The 17753-nt window shown below is 71.6% G+C and carries 19 protein-coding genes; 8 read left to right on the top strand and 11 right to left on the bottom strand.

Annotated features, from left to right (window positions below; all coding sequences use genetic code 11):
- Positions 1 to 168: 168 nt before the first annotated feature.
- Together QSK36_RS36050 and QSK36_RS36045 are read right to left on the bottom strand one after the other, a co-directional pair.
- Positions 169 to 1167 carry a PASTA domain-containing protein gene (locus QSK36_RS36050; RefSeq protein WP_285785478.1) on the bottom strand — a complete coding sequence of 333 codons (999 nt, stop codon included), beginning with the start codon at positions 1165 to 1167 and terminating at the stop codon, positions 169 to 171.
- Positions 1164 to 1664: a SigE family RNA polymerase sigma factor gene (locus QSK36_RS36045; protein WP_079319144.1), complete on the bottom strand. Its 501-nt coding sequence runs from the start codon at positions 1662 to 1664 to the stop codon at positions 1164 to 1166. The genes QSK36_RS36050 and QSK36_RS36045 overlap by 4 nt, the downstream gene beginning before the upstream one ends.
- 74 nt (positions 1665 to 1738) lie before the next feature.
- Here QSK36_RS36045 and QSK36_RS36040 point away from each other — a divergent pair, with 74 nt between their 5' ends.
- Positions 1739 to 2758: an adenosine deaminase gene (locus QSK36_RS36040; RefSeq protein WP_182902874.1), complete on the top strand. Its 1020-nt coding sequence runs from the start codon at positions 1739 to 1741 to the stop codon at positions 2756 to 2758.
- Between the two features lie 9 nt (positions 2759 to 2767).
- On the opposite strand, the gene QSK36_RS36035 is transcribed toward QSK36_RS36040, so the two are convergent.
- Complete coding sequence (locus QSK36_RS36035; RefSeq protein WP_285785477.1) at positions 2768 to 3517, bottom strand: hypothetical protein; 750 nt, start codon at positions 3515 to 3517, stop codon at positions 2768 to 2770.
- Positions 3501 to 4052, bottom strand: coding sequence for an RNA polymerase sigma factor (locus QSK36_RS36030; protein ID WP_182902876.1), 552 nt, complete (start codon positions 4050 to 4052; stop codon positions 3501 to 3503). Before QSK36_RS36030 ends, QSK36_RS36035 begins: the two co-directional genes overlap by 17 nt.
- 242 nt (positions 4053 to 4294) lie before the next feature.
- Between QSK36_RS36030 and QSK36_RS36025 the strand changes: the two genes are divergently transcribed.
- The 4 genes from QSK36_RS36025 (at position 4295) to QSK36_RS36010 (ending at position 9117) form a co-directional block, all read left to right on the top strand.
- On the top strand, positions 4295 to 5026 hold the full coding sequence (locus tag QSK36_RS36025; protein WP_076438510.1) for a class I SAM-dependent methyltransferase: 732 nt from the start codon (positions 4295 to 4297) through the stop codon (positions 5024 to 5026).
- Between the two features lie 78 nt (positions 5027 to 5104).
- Positions 5105 to 5803: a response regulator transcription factor gene (locus QSK36_RS36020; protein WP_139580506.1), complete on the top strand. Its 699-nt coding sequence runs from the start codon at positions 5105 to 5107 to the stop codon at positions 5801 to 5803.
- A gap of 10 nt (positions 5804 to 5813) precedes the next feature.
- Entirely contained in the window at positions 5814 to 7199 is a 1386-nt protein-coding gene (locus QSK36_RS36015; RefSeq protein WP_183534228.1) for a sensor histidine kinase, read from the top strand.
- A 40-nt stretch (positions 7200 to 7239) separates the two neighbouring features.
- Positions 7240 to 9117 (top strand): acyl-CoA dehydrogenase family protein, encoded by a 1878-nt coding sequence (locus QSK36_RS36010; RefSeq protein ID WP_285785487.1) that lies wholly within the window; start codon positions 7240 to 7242, stop codon positions 9115 to 9117.
- Between the two features lie 58 nt (positions 9118 to 9175).
- Here the strand turns inward: QSK36_RS36010 and QSK36_RS36005 are convergent, their stop codons facing one another.
- On the bottom strand, positions 9176 to 9337 hold the full coding sequence (locus tag QSK36_RS36005; RefSeq protein ID WP_183534226.1) for a hypothetical protein: 162 nt from the start codon (positions 9335 to 9337) through the stop codon (positions 9176 to 9178).
- 291 nt (positions 9338 to 9628) lie between these two features.
- Here QSK36_RS36005 and QSK36_RS36000 point away from each other — a divergent pair, with 291 nt between their 5' ends.
- Positions 9629 to 9775 carry a hypothetical protein gene (locus QSK36_RS36000; RefSeq protein ID WP_182902880.1) on the top strand — a complete coding sequence of 49 codons (147 nt, stop codon included), beginning with the start codon at positions 9629 to 9631 and terminating at the stop codon, positions 9773 to 9775.
- 157 nt (positions 9776 to 9932) lie between these two features.
- Positions 9933 to 10361 (top strand): SDR family oxidoreductase, encoded by a 429-nt coding sequence (locus QSK36_RS35995; protein WP_285785476.1) that lies wholly within the window; start codon positions 9933 to 9935, stop codon positions 10359 to 10361.
- 102 nt (positions 10362 to 10463) lie between these two features.
- On the opposite strand, the gene QSK36_RS35990 is transcribed toward QSK36_RS35995, so the two are convergent.
- From QSK36_RS35990 to QSK36_RS35970, 5 genes are all read right to left on the bottom strand, one after another.
- Positions 10464 to 11609, bottom strand: coding sequence for an acetyl-CoA C-acetyltransferase (locus QSK36_RS35990; protein WP_285785475.1), 1146 nt, complete (start codon positions 11607 to 11609; stop codon positions 10464 to 10466).
- Positions 11610 to 11710: 101 nt separating this feature from the next.
- Positions 11711 to 12595, bottom strand: a complete 885-nt coding sequence (locus tag QSK36_RS35985; protein WP_183534218.1) for a hypothetical protein — start codon at positions 12593 to 12595, stop codon at positions 11711 to 11713.
- Positions 12596 to 12675: 80 nt separating this feature from the next.
- Positions 12676 to 13593: a class F sortase gene (locus tag QSK36_RS35980; protein ID WP_285785474.1), complete on the bottom strand. Its 918-nt coding sequence runs from the start codon at positions 13591 to 13593 to the stop codon at positions 12676 to 12678.
- 8 nt (positions 13594 to 13601) lie between these two features.
- Positions 13602 to 14531 (bottom strand): hypothetical protein, encoded by a 930-nt coding sequence (locus QSK36_RS35975; protein ID WP_285785473.1) that lies wholly within the window; start codon positions 14529 to 14531, stop codon positions 13602 to 13604.
- Positions 14532 to 14687: 156 nt separating this feature from the next.
- Entirely contained in the window at positions 14688 to 15938 is a 1251-nt protein-coding gene (locus tag QSK36_RS35970; protein ID WP_285785472.1) for a hypothetical protein, read from the bottom strand.
- Positions 15939 to 16088: 150 nt separating this feature from the next.
- Between QSK36_RS35970 and QSK36_RS35965 the strand changes: the two genes are divergently transcribed.
- A complete protein-coding gene (locus QSK36_RS35965; protein WP_285785471.1) occupies positions 16089 to 16850 on the top strand; it encodes a hypothetical protein in 762 nt (253 codons plus the stop codon).
- 11 nt (positions 16851 to 16861) lie between these two features.
- Here QSK36_RS35965 and QSK36_RS35960 read toward each other — a convergent pair whose 3' ends face one another.
- Positions 16862 to 17746 carry a class F sortase gene (locus QSK36_RS35960; RefSeq protein WP_285785470.1) on the bottom strand — a complete coding sequence of 295 codons (885 nt, stop codon included), beginning with the start codon at positions 17744 to 17746 and terminating at the stop codon, positions 16862 to 16864.
- Positions 17747 to 17753 lie beyond the last annotated feature (7 nt).

The raw sequence follows: 17753 nt of genomic DNA, 5'->3' as shown, positions 1-17753 counted from the left end.
ACGGAAGACCGCCTGTGCGTCCACCCGCAGCAGGGCAGCGATCAAGCCGCACCACCGTTTCGACGTGCCGCAGTGCCGTGGTGGTCTTCCCGGTACGGCGGTCTGGCGGCCCGGTACGGCCGCGCCTCCGGGCCCATTGGGGGCGCGGAGGCGCGGAACGGGGCAGGGTCACTTGTCGAGGGTGACTCCGGCGGCGATCTTCTTGAGCTCCCTGTCGGCCGCCGCCTTGCCGAGCTTGGCCGCGTAGTCAGGGCTGATCATGACCTCGACCCCGACGCCGGGAGCGAGGGTCCACGCGATCGTCCGGGTGCCGCCGTCCAGGATCCGGTCGCCGCCCTCCGACAGGCTGACCAGGTAGGCCTTCCTGCCGCCGGCCCCGACCGGCTCGGCGCCCTGCGCGGCGTAGCCCTGCATGCGCTTGGCCAGCACGCTCGCGGCGTCCTTCCGATAGACGATCATCTGGACGCTGTACATGCCGGGTTCGAGCCCGGGCTCCACCCAGCCCGTGGTGTAACTCCGCTTGCCGAACCCGTCCTTGCCGGACCACTTGCCCCATTCAAGCCCTTCGGGCAGGTAGCCGACGTGCACGCCGCCGAGCGTCCTGCCGTCCCCAAGGTCGCCGAGGTCCTGGGGCATCTGCGGGTCCTGCGCGCCCTCCGTGGCCGAGGGGGTCGGGCCGGCCGTTGTGGCGATCGTGATCGTGACCGCCGCCCCGGCGGGAGCGGCCGTCCCCGGCTGCGGCATCTGGGCGAAGACCGTCCCCGCCGGGGCCTCGTCGGTGACGACCTTCGTCACGCGCACCGTGTAGCCCGCCTCCTTCAGGAGGGCGTTGACCTCCGCGGCGCTCTTGCCGACCACGTCGGGGACGACCCCTTCCGGCGTGGCGACCGTGTCGCCGGAGGAGACCGCGGACGCGGCCGGGACTCCCGGGCCGGTGGCGCCGGTCCCGGCGAGGCTGCCGGCGGCCGGGGCGGTGTCGGGCCGGGCGGTCAACGCCACGGGCACGCCCACGGCGACCGCCGCGGTGAGCACGGCCGCCCCCGCCGTACGAAACCTGACGACGTGGCGACGGCTGCGCCGCCGCACGGCCTGGCCCAGCGACGGCGACGCGTGCACGCCGGCGACCTGAGCGGCCATGGCATCCCTCAGTGCCTCTTCGACGTTCATGCGGACGCTCCTTCCAGGTTTTCCATGCGTGCGCGCACGCGTGCCAGACCGCGGGCGGCCTGGCTCTTGACGGTGCCGACGGAGCAGCCGAGCAGCGCCGCGGTCTCGGCCTCCGACAGGTCCTCCCAGTAGCGCAGGACCAGTACGGCCCGCATCCGGGCCGGCAGCTTCCTGAGTTCGGTGACGAGCACGTCCCGCAGGCCGAGGTCGGGCGACTCCACGGGTGTCTCCGGCGGCTGGGCGAAGGTGATCTCCTGGAGCACCTTGCGCCGCCTGGCCTTGCTGATCGCGCCGTTCACCACGACCCGGCGCGCGTACGCCTCGGGGTTGTCGTGCCGGATGCGCGGCCAGTGCCGGTAGACCTTCTCCAGCGCGTTCTGGACCATGTCCTCGGCGTCGGACGCCGAGGCGCCGCAGACCAGGATCGCGGTGCGCAGGAGGGCGGTGCTGCGCGCGGCCAGGAACTCGTCGAAGGCCGCCTCGTCTTCTTCGGTCATGAGCTCCCCTTTCGTCCCTCCCCAACGCGCCAACCCGGCGACGGGTTGAGAGTGACATGCGGCAACATATGGAGATGGCACGTCCACTAGACACGCTCCCCAAGGCACACCTGCACCTGCACTTCACCGGCTCGATGCGGCATTCGACGCTGATCGAGCTCGCCCGGGAGCAGGGCGTCCACCTCCCCGACGCGCTGGTGGAGGACTGGCCGCCGAAACTGCGGGCGACCGACGAGCGCGGCTGGTTCCGGTTCCAGCGGTTGTACGACATCGCGCGGTCGGTGCTGCGCCGGCCCGAGGACGTCTACCGGCTGCTGCGCGAGGCCGCCGAGGACGAGGCCCGGGAGGGGTCGCGCTGGCTGGAGATCCAGGTCGACCCGTCCGGGTACGCGCAGCGTTTCGGCGGGCTGACCGAGACACTCGAACTCGTCCTCGACGCGACGGAGAAGGCGGCCAGGCAGGCCGGGATCGGCATGGCGGTGATCGTGGCCGCCAACCGCATCCGGCACACGCTCGACGCCAGGACGCTGGCCCGCCTGGCGGCCAGGTACGAGGGCAAGGGCGTGGTGGGCTTCGGCCTGTCCAACGACGAGCGGCGCGGCCGGGCCAGGGACTTCGAGCACGCCTTCCGGATCGCCAGGCGTGCGGGGCTGCTCGCCGTGCCGCACGGCGGCGAGTTGCTGGGCGCGGAGAGCGTCGCCGAATGCCTCGACGACCTGGGCGCCGACCGGATCGGCCACGGCGTGCGCGCGGCCGAGTCGCCTCGCCTGATGGAGCGGCTGGCCGACCGGCAGATCACCTGCGAGGTGTGCCCGCTGTCCAACGTGGGCCTCGGGGTGGCGGAACGCCCCGAGGACGTGCCACTGCGGCGGCTGTTCGAGGCCGGGGTGCCGATCGCCCTCGGCGCCGACGACCCGCTGTTGTTCGGCGCCCGGCTGCTGCCGCAGTACGAGCTCGCGCGGGACGCCTACGGCTTCGGCGACGCGGAGATCGCCGAGCTCGCCCGGCAGTCGATCCGGTCGTCGACGGCGCCCCACGCGGTCAAGAAGGAGTTGCTGAGCGAGATCGACGCCTGGCTCGCCTCCCCCGAGTGAGTCTCCGGTTCATCGGACCGAGGAGGCGATCCGCAGCGCCTCGGCGCGGTCCGGCCCCTCCAGCCGCAGCCCGACCAGCTTGTGCTGCCAGATGAGCGTCGGCCCGGCCACCCGCTCCTCGCGCGGCGCGCCGCCGCCCGCGGGCACGTACGACACGCCGTGAGACCGCGGGATCCACCATCCGCCGACGACGCCCACCTGCTCCGGGAACGGTTCTCCGAGTTCCTTGTGCCAGACGACGCCCAGCGTGCCGTCGAACTCGTCGAGCCGGACGCCCGGCCACAGGAGTGTCACCACGCGGCCACCGTCGGCGAGGCGGACGTCGGACGGCTCGCCGAGCGCGGACGGCACGGCGACCGGGAAACGGGCGGTCCGCCGCGCCTCCTCCAGCGTCACCCGGCGCTCGCCGGGCAACGGGCTCGGCACTCCCGTGGGCACCGGTCCGGCGCCGCCCACGTGGATCTCCACGCCCGCGAAGCGCAGCACCGACACGACCGCGGCCCGGCCCTGCGGGGTGGCCCCGAGCAGCACGGCCATCAGCACCGCCACCGCCGCTGCCGCGACGCGCGGCGACGGCCGCCACGGGGCCCGCCGCCGTGCCCTGTCGTCGGCCCCGCTGTCCTCGATGCGGGCGCGTACGGCACGCGCCACGTCGGCGGGAGGCGGCACGGGGGGCACGGCCAGCCCCTCGCCGAGGGCCCGGAGCCGCGCCTCGAGGTCCTCCGGTGCGATCGGATCGCTGTCATCCGAAGTGCTCACGGCCCACCTCCTCCCGCAGGCGCCGCAGGGCCCGGAACGTCCGCGACTTGACCGTGCCGAGCCGCACGCCGAGGACCTCGGCCGTCTCCGCCTCGGACAACTGCAGGAAATACCGGCAGACCACGGCTTCGCGTTCCCCGTCGGGCAGCGCGCGTACGGCCTCCAGCAGGCGGGTCCTGCCGTCGGCGTCCACGGCCGCGCCCTCCGGGTCCTCGGGATCCCCGGGTCCGTACGGCTCCCGCTCGCGGCCCAGCCGTACGGCGAGGTCGGAGCGGCGGCCGCGTGACCGGGTGAGGTCGTGGGTCTCGTTGGCCACGATGCGCAGCAGCCAGGGACGGAAGGACGAACCCCGGCGGAAGCCCTTGAGGTGACGGAACGCCTTGACGAACGCCTCCTGGACGACGTCCTCCGCCTCGTCGGCCGCCCCGAGCAGGCTCGCCGTACGGTGGGCGACCGCGCTGTATCGGGTGACCAGCACCTCGTAGGCGTCAAGGTCACCGGCCAGGGCGCGGGTCACTGCCTCGTCGTCGTCCATAAGGGGGCAATCGGGGGTCGGGACGGAGGTGAAGCCTACGATCAGGCGGGCATCCCGTCCACAGCGCCGGCCAAAAGATCCGAAAGAACGGTGCCGCGGAAAGATTCACAGTGCCGCCGGTGCTGCCGAAACAACCGTGCCGCCCGAAGCTCCCGTCGGCGGCCCCTCCGGCGAAGCGGACGCCCGCCGATGGGGCGGGCACTACACTTTCCACGACCGTCAGCGTGCAGATCGAGGATCCTATGTCTGGGTATGACCGAGTAGTCCAGCCGGCGGCCGGGGACGAGGCTCTGGAGAACCACCTCGGCGGCGACGAGGCCAAGAACTACCGGCAGTACGAGTTCGACATGGTCGCGCCGCACGTCGGGCGGTCGCTCCTGGAGATCGGGTCGGGTCTCGGGCATTTCGCCGAGCAGTTCCTGCCGCGCCTGGACAGGCTCGTGGTGAGCGACTTCGATCCCTACTGCGTGGAGCAACTGCGCAAGAGGTTCGCCGACCGCGACGACGTGTCGGTGCTCCAGTTCGGCCTGCCGACCGAGATCCCCCTGGCCGACCCGGTCGACACCGTCGTCATGATGAACGTCCTCGAGCACATCGAGGAGGACGCCGAGGCGCTGCGGTCACTGGCCAAGGTGACCGCTCCCGGGGGCCGGATCATCATCTGGGTGCCCGGTTACATGCAGCTCTACGGGGACTTCGACCGCAAGGTGGGGCACGTCACCCGCTACACCCCCGCCACGCTGCGCAAGACGGTCACCGACGCCGGCCTCGACGTGCAGGTGCTCAAGCCGATCAACTTCCTCGGCGGCATCGCCTGGTGGGCGGCCGTGCGGCGGGGTGGCGTGGGCTACCCCGACCCCCGGCTCGTCAAGATCTACGACCGCACGGTCGTGCCGCTGACCCGGCTCATCGAGCGGTTCGTCCGTCCGCCGTTCGGCCAGACCGTGTTCTGCGTGGCCCGCGTCCCGCGCTGACGCACGAGTGCCGCGCGGAGCGGCCACGGAGACCCGAATTGTGCGACAAATGCCTTCTACCTGCACAATGGGTCCCCCATGAGTGAAACCAGGATCCTCGTCGTCGAGGACGAGCCAAACATCCGGGACATCGTGGAAGTCGCCCTCAGGTTCCACGGCTTCCGGGTGACGGCCGTGGGCACGGGGGCCGCGGCGCTCGGCGAGGTGCTGAGGAACCAGCCCGACCTGGTCGTCCTCGACGTCATGCTGCCCGACATCGACGGCTTCGAGGTGTGCCGGCGGATCCGGGCCGACGGCGTGCACCCTCCCGTGATCTTCCTGACCGCCCGCGACGCGGTCGCCGACACCGTGCGCGGGCTGACCCTCGGCGGCGACGACTACGTCACCAAACCGTTCTCGGTCGAGGCGCTGGTCGCGCGGATCCGCGCCGTGCTGCGCCGTACGACCGTGCCGGAGGCGGCCGAGCGGGCGCACGGGCCGATCCTCCGGGTCGCCGACCTGGAGCTCGACGAGGCGCGCTGGGAGGTGCGGCGCGGCGGCGTCCCGGTGGAGCTGTCGCCGACCGAGTTCCGCCTGCTGGCCTTCCTGATGGCCAACGCCGGCTTGGTGCTGACCAAGCGGCGCCTGCTTGAGGAGGTCTGGGGCTACGGCGGGAGTTCGCAGGTGCTGGAGACCTACATCTCCTACCTGCGCCGCAAGCTCGACCCGCTCGGCCCACCGCTGATCCACACCCAGCGCGGCATCGGATACTCCCTGCGCCCGGCCCAGGACATGTGACGGACCGGTGATGTCGCTCAGGACGCGCCTGCTCGCCGGGCTGCTCGGGGTGAGCGCGGTCCTGCTGGTCGTGTTCTCCCTCGTCAGCGTCGTCGTCCTGCGCGGCCACCTGCGTACGCGGCTGGAGGGACAGGTGGTGGCGGCGACCGTCACGGCGGCGCGCCGGGTGGTCGAGGGGGACCCGCTCGCGCAGGCGCTGACCGGCTCGACCTACGCCCTCGCGGTCTACAACCTCTCCGAGCAGCACGCGCACCTGGTCAGCGGCGACGCGGACGAGGCCGCGGCCGTGCCCGGCCTGACCGAGGCGCTGGGCAAGGACAGGCTGCTGGCGTACGCGGCGCAGGGCCGCACCTTCGACCTCGACCCGAGCGGCGGCCACGAGCTGATCGCGGCCGCGGCGATGTCGCCGAGCGGTCTGCGCCTGATGGTCATCGCGGTGCCTCTGGACGCGGTGGACGACCCGGTGCGCCACCTGCTGATCAGCGAACTGGCGACCGGCGGGGTGCTGATCCTGCTGCTGGCCGCGGGCGGCCGGCTGCTGATCGCCGGCGGCCTGGCGCCACTCGGCAAGATGGCGCGCACCGCCCATCTCGTGGCCGAGCGAGTCGACCTGTCGGCCCGGATGCCCGAGGGGCCGTCGGAGGTCGGCAGGCTCGGCGCCGCGATCAACCTCATGCTCGACAGGATCGCCGGCGCCTTCCGCGACCGCCAGGCGTCGGAGGACCGCGTGCGCCGCTTCGCCGCCGACGCCTCCCACGAGCTGCGCACCCCGCTGTCGACCATCTCCGGATATGCGGAGCTGTACCGGGCCGGGGCGATCCCGGCCGAGGACCTGCCCAAGATCATGGGGCGGATCGAGGCCGAGGCCAACCGCATGGGCCGCCTGGTGGGCGAGATGCTGGAACTCGCGCGGCTCGACCGGGGCACCGCGCTCGCGCTCAACGAGGTCGACCTGGCCGAGATGGCCCGTGAGGTGGCCGCCGACTCGGCCGCCCTCGACCTCGCGCACCCGGTCACGGTGGAGGCGCCGCCGTCCCTGGTCGCGACGGTGGACGAGGCCAGGGTCCGCCAGGTGCTCGTCAACCTGCTCGGCAACGTGCGGGCGCACACCCCCGAGGGCACCCGGGCCGCCGTACGGCTGCTGCGCGCCCCGGAGTCGGTGACGATCGAGGTGCGCGACACCGGGCCGGGGATGAGCCCGGAGCAGGCCGAACGCGCCTTCGACCGCTTCCAGCGCGGAGAGGACCACCTCTACGGCGGGGCTGGGCTCGGCCTGTCGATCGTGAAGGCCATCGTGGAGGCGCACGGCGGCCGGTGCCGGATCGTCTCCTCCCCCGGCGAAGGGACGGCCGTACACATCGCGCTTCCCGCGATGCAAGAGGCTACTGGCGGGTAGTTAACGAGGACAGCTCGTTTCACCGCCGAGGAGGTCGATGATGACGACCGATTACGCCAAGGCCAGGGAGGTGGCCGAGCAGGCGCGCGAGACGGAGTGGACCCGCCCGAGCTTCGGCAAGCAGCTCTTCCTCGGGGACTTCCGGCTGGACCTCGTGCATCCCGCCCCCCGCCTCACCGAGGAGGAGATCAAGAAGGGAGACGACTTCCTGCGCGCGCTGCGGGCGTTCCTGCAGGAGAAGGTCGATCCCTCGCTCATCGAGCGCACCGCCGTGATTCCGGACGAGGTGGTCAAGGGACTGGCGGCGATCGGCGCGTTCGGCATGACCACCGAGGAGGAGTACGGCGGGCTGGGGCTGAGCCACCTGTACTACTGCCGCGCGCTGGCACTCGTGACGTCATGCTCCCCCGCGCTCAGCGCGCTGCTGTCGGCCCACCAGTCCATCGGGGTTCCGCAGCCGCTGCGGCTGTTCGGCACCCCCGAGCAGAAGCGCCGCTTCCTGCCCCGCTGCGCCCGGGGCGAGATCTCCGCCTTCCTGCTGACGGAGCCGGACGTCGGGTCCGACCCCGCCCGGCTGTCGACGACCGCCGTCCGCGACGGCGACGCGTACGTGATCAACGGCGTGAAGCTGTGGACGACCAACGGCGTCGTGGCCGACCTGCTCGTCGTGATGGCCCGGACCGGCACCAAGATCTCGGCCTTCGTGGTCGAGGCCGACTCGCCCGGCATCACCGTCGAGCACCGCAACCAGTTCATGGGCCTGCGCGGCATCGAGAACGGCGTCACGCGCTTCCACCAGGTGCGCGTACCGGTGGAGAACCTGATCGGCCGCGAGGGCCAGGGCCTGAAGATCGCTTTGACCACGCTCAACACCGGGCGCCTGTCTCTGCCGGCCACGTGCGTCGGCGCGGCGAAGTGGGCCACCAAGATCGCCCGCGAGTGGGGGTGCGAGCGGGTCCAGTGGGGCAGGCCGGTCGGGCAGCACGAGGCCATCGCCCGCAAGGTCGCCTTCATCGCCGCCACCGCGTACGCGCTCGAGTCGGTGGTGGACCTGTCCAGCCGGATGGCCGACGACGAGCGCAACGACATCCGCATCGAGGCCGCGCTCGCCAAGCTGTACAGCACGGAGATGGCCTGGCGGCTGATGGACGAGCTGGTGCAGATGAGAGGCGGGCGCGGCTACGAGACCGCCGAGTCGCTGCACGCCCGCGGCGAGCGCGGCGTGCCCGCCGAGCAGATGCTGCGCGACCTGCGGATCAACCGCATCTTCGAGGGCTCGACCGAGATCATGCACCTGCTCATCGCCCGCGAGGCGGTGGACGCCCACCTGTCGGTCGCGGGCGAGCTCGTCGATCCGAAGGCCGGCCTGCGGGCCAAGGGGCGGGCGGCCACCCGGGCCGGCGCCTTCTACGCCAGGTGGCTGCCGAGTCTGGTGACCGGGCCCGGCCAGGTGCCCACGTCGTACGCCGAGTTCGGCCCGCTGGCCCAGCACCTGCGGTATGTCGAGCGGACCAGCCGCAAGCTCGCCAGATCGACGTTCTACGGCATGTCGCGCTGGCAGGCGCGGCTGGAGCACAAGCAGGGGTTCCTGTCGCGGATCGTGGACATCGGCGCCGAGCTGTTCGCCATCACCGCGGTCTGCGTGCGCGCCCAGGAGGACTCGGCCGAGTTCGGGCGCAAGCCGTACGAGCTGGCCGACACCTTCTGCCACCAGGCCAGGCAGCGGGCCGAGGCGCTGTTCGACCGGCTGTGGGACAACACCGACGCCAGGGACGTACGGCTGGCCCGGCGGGTGCTCGACGGGCGTTACACGTTCATGGAGGACGGGATCGTCGACCCGTCGCTGGAGGGCCCGTGGATCGCCCCTCAGCGCACCGGGCCGTCCATGTTCGACGACGTCCACCGGCGTATCGGCTGAACGCCACGGCCCCGTCCCCGCGCGAGCGCGGGGACGGGGCCGTGGTCCGAGGTGTGACTCACACGTCGTAGCACCACATCCAGCCGTAGCCCGAGATGTAGCAGCGGTACCAGCCGTCACCGGGCTGCATCGCGTGCGCCGGGCTGGACAGGACGCCGAAGGTGGTGACGGCGACGGCGGTGGTGGCGAGAACGGCCGCAGCGCGCTTGATCGACTTCACGGGTATCTCCTGTGCAAGGAAAGTCTCTTTGACGTGTTTGAGTACACAGGAACCCACTTGTCGCGATCTGGTATCCGACTTGCACGCCGCTTGGACGCTTCGGTGCGAAAAACCCTTTGTCCCCGGTTGTGGCGCGTTGTTAGGGTCACCGGCATGTGGATTCTGTACGGCGACCGCTGATCAGCCCTCTGAGCCGCTGATCCGCTCAGCTTTCCCGGCCCTGTCCATCCGACGCGGCAGCTGAGTGACGGCACCTCGGTGCCGCGTTCCCGACGTACAAGGAGATCCCGTATGCGTACTCGCGCGTCCAGCAAGGGCGGCAAGCAGCAGAACCCGCGCACGCCGCAGCCCCAGCGCTCCTTCCCGCCGCCGCGTCAGATCCCGGCCCCGCCCATGCGGCCGGTGCGGCAGCCGCGGCGGCTGCCGAGAGCCAGGTAAGCCGCTTCGCGGCCGAAAGGGCATCCCGGGTGATCCGGGGTGCCCTTTCCCCACATCAACGGCCCGGCGCCTCGGCCAGGAGCTTCTCGAGCCCGTCGAGCAGGCAGCGCAGCCCGAATTCCAGGGGCTCGGCCGCGGGCTGGGAGTAGCCGCCACCTTGCATGGCCGCGACCAGGGCCGGATAGCGAACGGCGCGTGCACGTTGCTGCCCCTGCTGCGCGACGGCGGCCGCATCATCAACATCTCCTCCGCCGACACGCGCATCGCCATCGCCCACGAACTCGCCTACTCGATGGCCAAGGGCGCGATCAACGTGCTCGGCAGGACGCTGGCCCATGTGGTGGGCGAACGAGGCATCACGGTCAACACGGTGGCGCCCGGTGTCACCGACACCGAACCGAACGCCTGGATCCACTCCAGCCCGGAGATCGAGGCGCTCACCGCGACGGCCTCCGCGCTCAACCGCATCGGCCAGCCGTCCGACATCGCCGACGTCGTGGCCCTCCTCGCCTCCGACGACGCCCGCTGGATCACCGGCGACCTCATCGACGCCACCGGCGGCACCTTCCTCGGCCCCCGCGTCTGAGGACGGGCGCGAGAGCCGTACGGCTCTGGGCACACCACACTGCTCTCCTGCGCGAAAAGGGCACCCCGGGGTGATCCGGGGTGCCCTTTTCGTGCGGAACGGTCAGAGACGCTCGATGATCGTGACGTTGGCCTGGCCGCCGCCCTCGCACATCGTCTGCAGGCCATACCGCCCACCGGTGCGCTCAAGCTCGTGCAGGAGCTTGGTCATGAGGATCGCGCCGGTGCCGCCCAGCGGGTGCCCCAGCGCGATGGCGCCGCCGTTGGGGTTGGTCCGCGCCGGGTCGGCCCCGATCTCCTTGAGCCAGGCCAGCGGCACCGGGGCGAACGCCTCGTTGATCTCGACGACGTCGATGTCCCCGATCGCGAGCCCCGCCTTGGCCAGCGCCTTGCGGGTGGCCGGGATCGGCGCCGTGAGCATGTAGATCGGGTCGTCACCGGTCAGCGCGAGCGTGACGATGCGGGCGCGCGGGACCAGCCCGTGGTCGCGCACCGCCTGCTCCGAGGCGATGAGCAGCGCGCCCGAGCCGTCGGAGATCTGCGAGGAGGTGGCCGCGGTGATCCGGCCGCCCTCGCGCAGGGTCTTCAGCTCGGCCATCTTCTCCAGCGTGGTGTCGGGCCGCGGGCCCTCGTCGTCGGTCACGCCGTCGACCGGGGCGATCTGGTCCTTGAAGTGGCCGTTGGCGATCGCCTTCGCGGCCCGCTGGTGGCTCTCGTAGGCGTAGCGATCCAGCTCGTCACGCTCCAGGCCCCACTTCTCGCACATCAGCTCCGCACCGCGGAACTGGGAGATCTCCTGCTTGCCGTACCGCTCGACCCACTTGTCGCCGAACGGGAACGGCATGCCCTTCTCCAGCGCCGCCGTGATGCTCGACCCCATCGGGACGATGGACATCGACTCGACGCCGGCCGCCACGACCAGGTCCTGCGTGCCCGACAGCACTCCCTGCGCGGCGAAGTGGATGGCCTGCTGCGACGAGCCGCACTGCCGGTCGATCGTGACCCCGGCCACGGTCTCCGGGAGGCCCGCGCTGAGCCACGCGTTGCGTGCGATGTCCATGGACTGCGGGCCGAACTGCATGACGCAGCCCATGATCACGTCGTCCACGGCGGCGGGATCGACGCCGGTGCGCTCGACGAGCGCGGAGAGAGTGTGGGCGGCCAGGTCGACCGGGTGGACCGCGGAGAGCCCGCCCTTCTTCTTGCCGACCGGCGTGCGGACCGCCCCGACGATGTACGCCTCTGCCACAGTGCCTCCATAGGAAACCGAGCAATGTTCGGTTAGTGAGAGGTTACATCAGAACTTTCGTCGGGGGAGGCGACGGTATGGGCGTGGTCGACGGGCAGGGCTCAGGCGTATCGTCCGGGCAGCACGTCGTCGGCCTCGGCGAGTTGGAAACCCCGGCCGTCGGCCGCGATCCCCCGGAGCCCGTCCGCGAGCGCGAGCGCCACGGCCGCCCGCGTGAGCAGCGCCCCCTGCGCCTCGTCCGCGCTCGTCACCTCTTCCGTCCGGCCGTCGGCCGCATCTCCGGAGGCCGCATCGGCGAGCTCGGCGTCCTCGCCTCCCGTCTCCTCCGTACGCGCGACCGGGGAGACCCGGGCGATCGCGATCTCCGTGAGGTACGGCCAGCGGACCTGGGCGGCGGGCGGCATGCGGTGCCCCTCCTCGATCGTGACCAGCACGTCGGCGCCCGCGTAGACGTCGGCCACCCTGCCACGGCGGACGGGGACGTGGACGACGCCCTCGATCAGCTCACCTTCCGGCCACCTTTCGGTGTCCACGGCGTCGGCGTGCCGCAATGACTCGGCGAGGATCGGCAAGATCTCCTCGGGCTCCGGCACGGCCGGCAGGTAGACGAGCGGGTCTCCGTCGTCCTCCGCCGGATCGAGCGGCTCGCCCTGGCAGAGTGACCAGCCGCCCAGGCGGTATGCGATGCCCTCGGCCATGCTCTTGTCGAAGAAGTCCACCGGCAGCGGGCCCTCGGCGGCGATCCGGCACGCCCAGAGCCTGTCCTCGTCGGGCACGCCGAGCTTGGCGAGGACGTCTCCGGTCAGTTCGACGGGCGGCTCGATGCGCGCCCCGCCCGCGAGGATGTCGTCGCCGTCGGTTCTCGCCTCGGGATCGGCGAGTTGTGCGACCGCCAGCAGCGTTTTCGGATCCGGCCGGGCGGGCAGCAGCGCCGTGGGCCCTGTGCGCAGCCGACCGGGCAGCAGGAGTTTCGAGAACCAGCCCATAGGCCCTCCTCATGATCGGTCGAAGAGACCATAGCCCCGACGGCCGCCGGCCACGAGCCCTTCCGGCGAGGTGCCCCGGCTCAGGACGTCGTTTTCGCCAGACGTGTTCCGGTCATCGTGGCGTAGACGATGACATTGTCGAAGTAGTGACCGGTCGAATAGTTGTATTTGCCGCCACAGGTGATCAGCCTGAGCTCGGCGTTGTCGGCGTGCCCGTACACCCGGTTGGTGGGGAACGTCTGCTTGTTCGCCTGCTCGATACCGCCCACGGTGAAGATGGCCACGGTCCCGTCGAGGCGGTACACCTCGATCTTGTCGCCGTACGCCAGTTCGTGCAGACGAGTGAAGACGGCGCTGCGCGAGGTGGTGTCCTTGTGGCCGAGCATGACCGCCGGGCCCGACTCACCCGCCGTCGGGCCTCCGCGATACCAGCCGACCAGGTTCGGGTTGCTGATCGGGGGCGTCTGGATCGCACCGGAGCGGTCGAGACCGACCGACTTGATCAGGGCGTTCACGCCGATCTTGGGAATGACCAGGCGCTTGGGCGTGGACGGCTGCATCGCCGGAGCCGCCGGAATGTTCGGAACCGGCGGAGGCGCGGTGGCGACCGCCTGCGTCAGCGGCTGCCCGGCGCCGCCCGGCCCCACGGAGGGGGCGAGCCCGTTCTGCGGCGCCGCGAGCTTCACCGTCGAGCGGGTCGGCGCGGCGTACTCGTCGGGGTTGTTCACCATGATCACGACGCCCACGATCACGACGACCAAGCCCAGGATGGCCGCCGTGATCAGCACCCGCCGGATGGCCTCCGCGCCGTCGCGGGGAGGCTTCTCCTCCGGCGGCTGCGGCGGGGGCACCGGCTGCACGTGCTGCATCTGGGGCAGCATGACCGGCTGGAAGACCGGCTGGCCGTAAACCGGCTGCGGGTAGCCCTGCCCGCCCGGCCCGGGAGGCATGCCGTACGGCTGGCCCGGCGGGTACTGTCCAGGTGGCGGGGTGGTCATGGCTCGTCCTACTGCCTCACCGGGCGGCGCCGGGTCCGGAGCACGAGTCCGCCGCCCCCCGCCGCCAGCATGAGCGCGACGCCGGTGAGGACGAAGAGGCGGGCGTCGGGGCCCGCGTCGCCTCCACCGCCGGTGGCCGCGCCACCCCCGGGAGTGTTCTCGACCTGGGCGGACCTCGTCTTCTTCGTCTTGGACGGCGTGGGCGACGCGAAGACCGTTTCGTACACCGTCCTGGTGTTACGCGGCGTGGGCGAGACGCTCGCGGAGGCACTGGGGCTGGCGCTGGCGCTGGCACTCGCGCTCGGGGACGCCGAGGCGCTCGTCACCGGAATCGTCGCCACGGCCGGCAGCGTGCTGCCCGTCGTCGCGACCACGCAGTTGTAGAGCGCGGTGGGCGTCGTGGTGGTGGTCGTGCCGGTGCCGGCGGGCGCGACCATGCTGATCTTGAAGTCCTTCGCCGTCAGCACGACGGAGGTGGCCCCGGTCGCCGGCGTGACGGTCAGCGTCGCCATGGGGAGCGACGGCATCGGCCCCTGGGCCGCGACGGACGCGGTCAACGCCGTGCCGGTCGGCGAGGGCGTGGACACGCCCGCGGTCATGCCGGCCGGCAGCGCCGACGCCGACACGGTGGGCTGCAACTCGATCGCCGCCCCGCTCGCGATCTGCACCGGTGCGGGGAACGCCGAAGTCGTGACCGGCTGGATGTTCAGGGTCGCGGTGTATTGGGTGCCGGTCACCGCCGAGGTGCTCGCGGTGAGCGTCACCGTGAAATCGTGCGTGACGGCGGTGCCGCCCGTGCCCGGAGTGCAGGTGTACGTCACGGTCTTCGTGTCGGCTCGCGCGCCGAGCGCGCCCAGGCCCAGGAGAAGGCCCGCGCTGACCACTCCGGCCGCGGCGGCCCTTCCGGCGACACGGCCCCGCGCCTTTGACTTCAGCACTGACTTCTCTCCACTTCCATGCTCGCAGTCAACAGGCGTACCAGCATGCCAGCATACGGTCACGGTCAGGTAGAGATCTTACGGACAAAAACCCCAAGACCGCCTCCTCTTGCTCAAACTTTCTCGCGTTCTCGGCATGTCCGCGTCCGCCGGACGCTAGTGCCTGCCGTACGAGCCGGGGTTGTATGAGCCGGGGTTCGGACCGAAGCGCCGGAGCAGCAGCCCTCCAGCCGCGGCCGCGGCCATCAACGCCAGGCCGGTGAGCACGACAAGCCGGGCGTCCGGGCCGGCGTCGCCCCCGGCCCCGGTCTGCGCGCCGCCGAGCGGCGTCGTCTTGATCTGCTTGGTCGACGTACGGGAGACCGTCGCGGTCGCCGTGACCGTGGTGGTCGCCGTGGTCCTCGTGGTCGGGGTCGTCGACGCTCCGGCGCTGGGAGTGGGCGAGCTGCTCGTGTTGCCGTCCGCGTCGTCGCTGCCGGTCGGGCTCGGCGAGGGGGAAGGCGAAGCGGACGGTGAGGGGGACGGCGAGGTGGACGAGGAGGCGACGACGGTGAGCGCGAGCGACGCCCGGGTCGCGGTCGCCGGCAGCGTGCACGTGTAGAGCGCCTCGCCCGTGCCGGTGGTGTCCCCAGCCGGGCGCAGCTTCAGCGTGAAGTTCCCTGCCGCGACGCCGACCGTGCCCACCGCCGTCGGAGTCAGCGTGACGAGCAGTTCGGGGATCGGCGTCAGCGTGGCCGACGGTGAGACAGACGATGGAAGCACCGTGGAGGCGGACGGGCTCAGCGTGATGACCGAAGGACTCTCCTCCTGCGTGCCGGTCTCCGTGTCGTCCGTGTCCTCGCTGGAGGGAGTCGCGCTGGCGGAGGGTGACGCACTCGCGGAGGGGGTCGCGGAGGTGTCCGCCGCCACCTGAGACTCCGCGCCGCCGGCCGACTCGGTGTCTTCCGGGGAAGGCGAAGCCGAGGGCGAAGGCGACGCAGAAGGCGAGGCCGAGGCGGATGGAGAGGGCGTGGGGGTCGGCGACGGACTGGGAGTGGCGGACTCGCTCACGACGGGAGCGCCGGTCACCTCCACCAGGCCCTCGGCGACCATGACGTCGTTCGCCGCGATGCCCGTCGCCGGTGCCACCATCGCGCTCTGGCCGCTCGACGGCGACGCGGGAGCGATCCGCCAGGTCACGGTCGCCGTGCTGCTCACCACCGGGTCGTCGGGCGCGACCAGGGTCACGTTCACCGGGTAGGTCGCGGCGGCGCCGCCGGCCGGAGTGCAGGAATACGGCACGGTCGCGGTTTCGGTCGCCGCGAGCACCGGCCACGTCATCAGGGCCAGCGCGGCCGTCGCTCCCGCCGCCGTCCGGGCCGCGATGCGACGCCTGGCACTCCTGCGCCGGGCACTGGGGTCGGGCACGACGTCTCTCCTGCCACCGCAGTCACGTACGAAGTAGCGAACAGTCTCCCAGGAGTTGACCACCGACATAACCGGTAGGCGCCGTATGTCAGGAAATTCTCAGGGAACCTTCATCGCCCTCCCACGGTAGGGAGGTGTGGAGGTAGTGATATGAGACGACTGCTCGTGGCTCTCGCAACGATGGCCGCGATCCTCGCGCCGGCCCTGCCCGCTCACGCGCGGGCCGGCTTCTGGGCCGTGACCGAACTCGACCCGCTTCCCGCCGAGGTGCGGCCCGATGTCTCCTACACGGTGGGCTTCTGGGTGCTCCAGCACGGCACCCATCCGTACGAGGGGCCCGGCGGCCTCGAACCGATCGGCCTGCGCCTGACCGGGGAGGACGGCACGACCCTGACGTTCGGCGGGACACCGCTGCTGGAACCCGCCCATTACGCCACGTCCATCACGGTGCCGGCCGGACGGTGGCGGGTGCAGGGTCTGCAGGGCATGTTCGCGCCGTACGAGATCGGCACGCTCACGGTGCCGGGCGGGCTGAAGGCGGCTCCGCCGCAGTTTCCGGTGCCCGCAGGCACCGAGGTCATGGATTTTTGGGGGCCTGTGAAGCCGCCCGGGTTCCCCTGGAAGGCGGCGGCCGTCATTCCCAACCGCCTTCCGGCCGCGACGCCCGCCGCGTCCGCGCAGCCGGCCCGGACCATCGAACCGGACCGCGCCACCCAGCCGGCCCAGGCCGCTGCGGCCGTCGGTGATTCCTCGCCGTGGCGTCAGCCGTACGCGCTGCTCGCCGTCGCGGTGGCGGCGGTGGCGGGCACGCTGCTGGTCCAGCGCGCGGCTCGGACGGCCGTACGGCGCAGGCCGCACGATCCGCCCGAGCGCGAGGCGCGAGAGGGCGAAGAAGTGATCAGCACGGGCTGATCACCCCGCGATCACTTGCCCTTGGTCTCGGTCAGCGTCGCGTAGACGATGATGTTGTCGGTGTAGTGGTGCTGCTTGGCGTTGTAGACCCCGCCACAGGTGATCAGCCGCAGCGACGATGTGATCGTGTTGCTGTAGACCCGCTTGGTCGGGAACGTCGACTTGCTGACCTGCTCGATCCCGTCCACCGTGAAGATCGCCATCTTGCCGTCCGCACGGAGAACGGCGATCTTGTTGCCGCGCTTGAGCTCGCGCAGGCGGCTGAAGACGGCGGCGCCCTTACGGGTGTTCACGTGCCCGAGGATGATCGCCGGCCCCTGGTCGCCGGGGGCCGGTCCGAAGCGGTACCAGCCGGTGAGGCTGGGCTTGCTCAGCGGGGGCGTCTGGATGACGCCGGACTTGTCCACGCCCACCGAGCCCACCGCGGCCTTCACGCCGATCGCGGGAATGCTGATCTTGAGCGGCCTGCCGGTGACCTTCTTGGTCGTCGTCGTCTTCGCACTGAACGACGAGGACGACAGCGGCTTCGAGGACGACGAGGCCACGCTCGTGAGGGTCAGCGGGGCGATCGGCTGCATCGCCGGAGCCGGCGGCGGCGCGGTCGGGTCCGCCGCCGTGAGGGCCACACCCGGCCCGCCCGGGCCGACGGTCGGCGGCAGGAAGGCCACGCTGCCCGCGTCCTGGACGTTCACCGCACCCGGGACCGGCCCGCTCTCCTGGGAGTCCGAGGGGCTCAGCACGGCGAGCATCCCGGCCATCACCGCCGCGATGCCGCCGAACGACCCGGCCACGAGCAGGCCCGCGAGGACCGGCTGGGGCAGCGGCTTGCGCGTCTTCTTGGCGTCGGTGCCCGTGCTGCCCTGCTCGGGAGCCCCGCCGTCAGGAGTGTCGTTCATCGTCATC

This window comes from Microbispora sp. NBRC 16548 (assembly GCF_030268985.1).
Classification (GTDB): domain Bacteria; phylum Actinomycetota; class Actinomycetes; order Streptosporangiales; family Streptosporangiaceae; genus Microbispora; species Microbispora catharanthi.
This window is presented reverse-complemented; position numbering and strand designations above follow the sequence as displayed.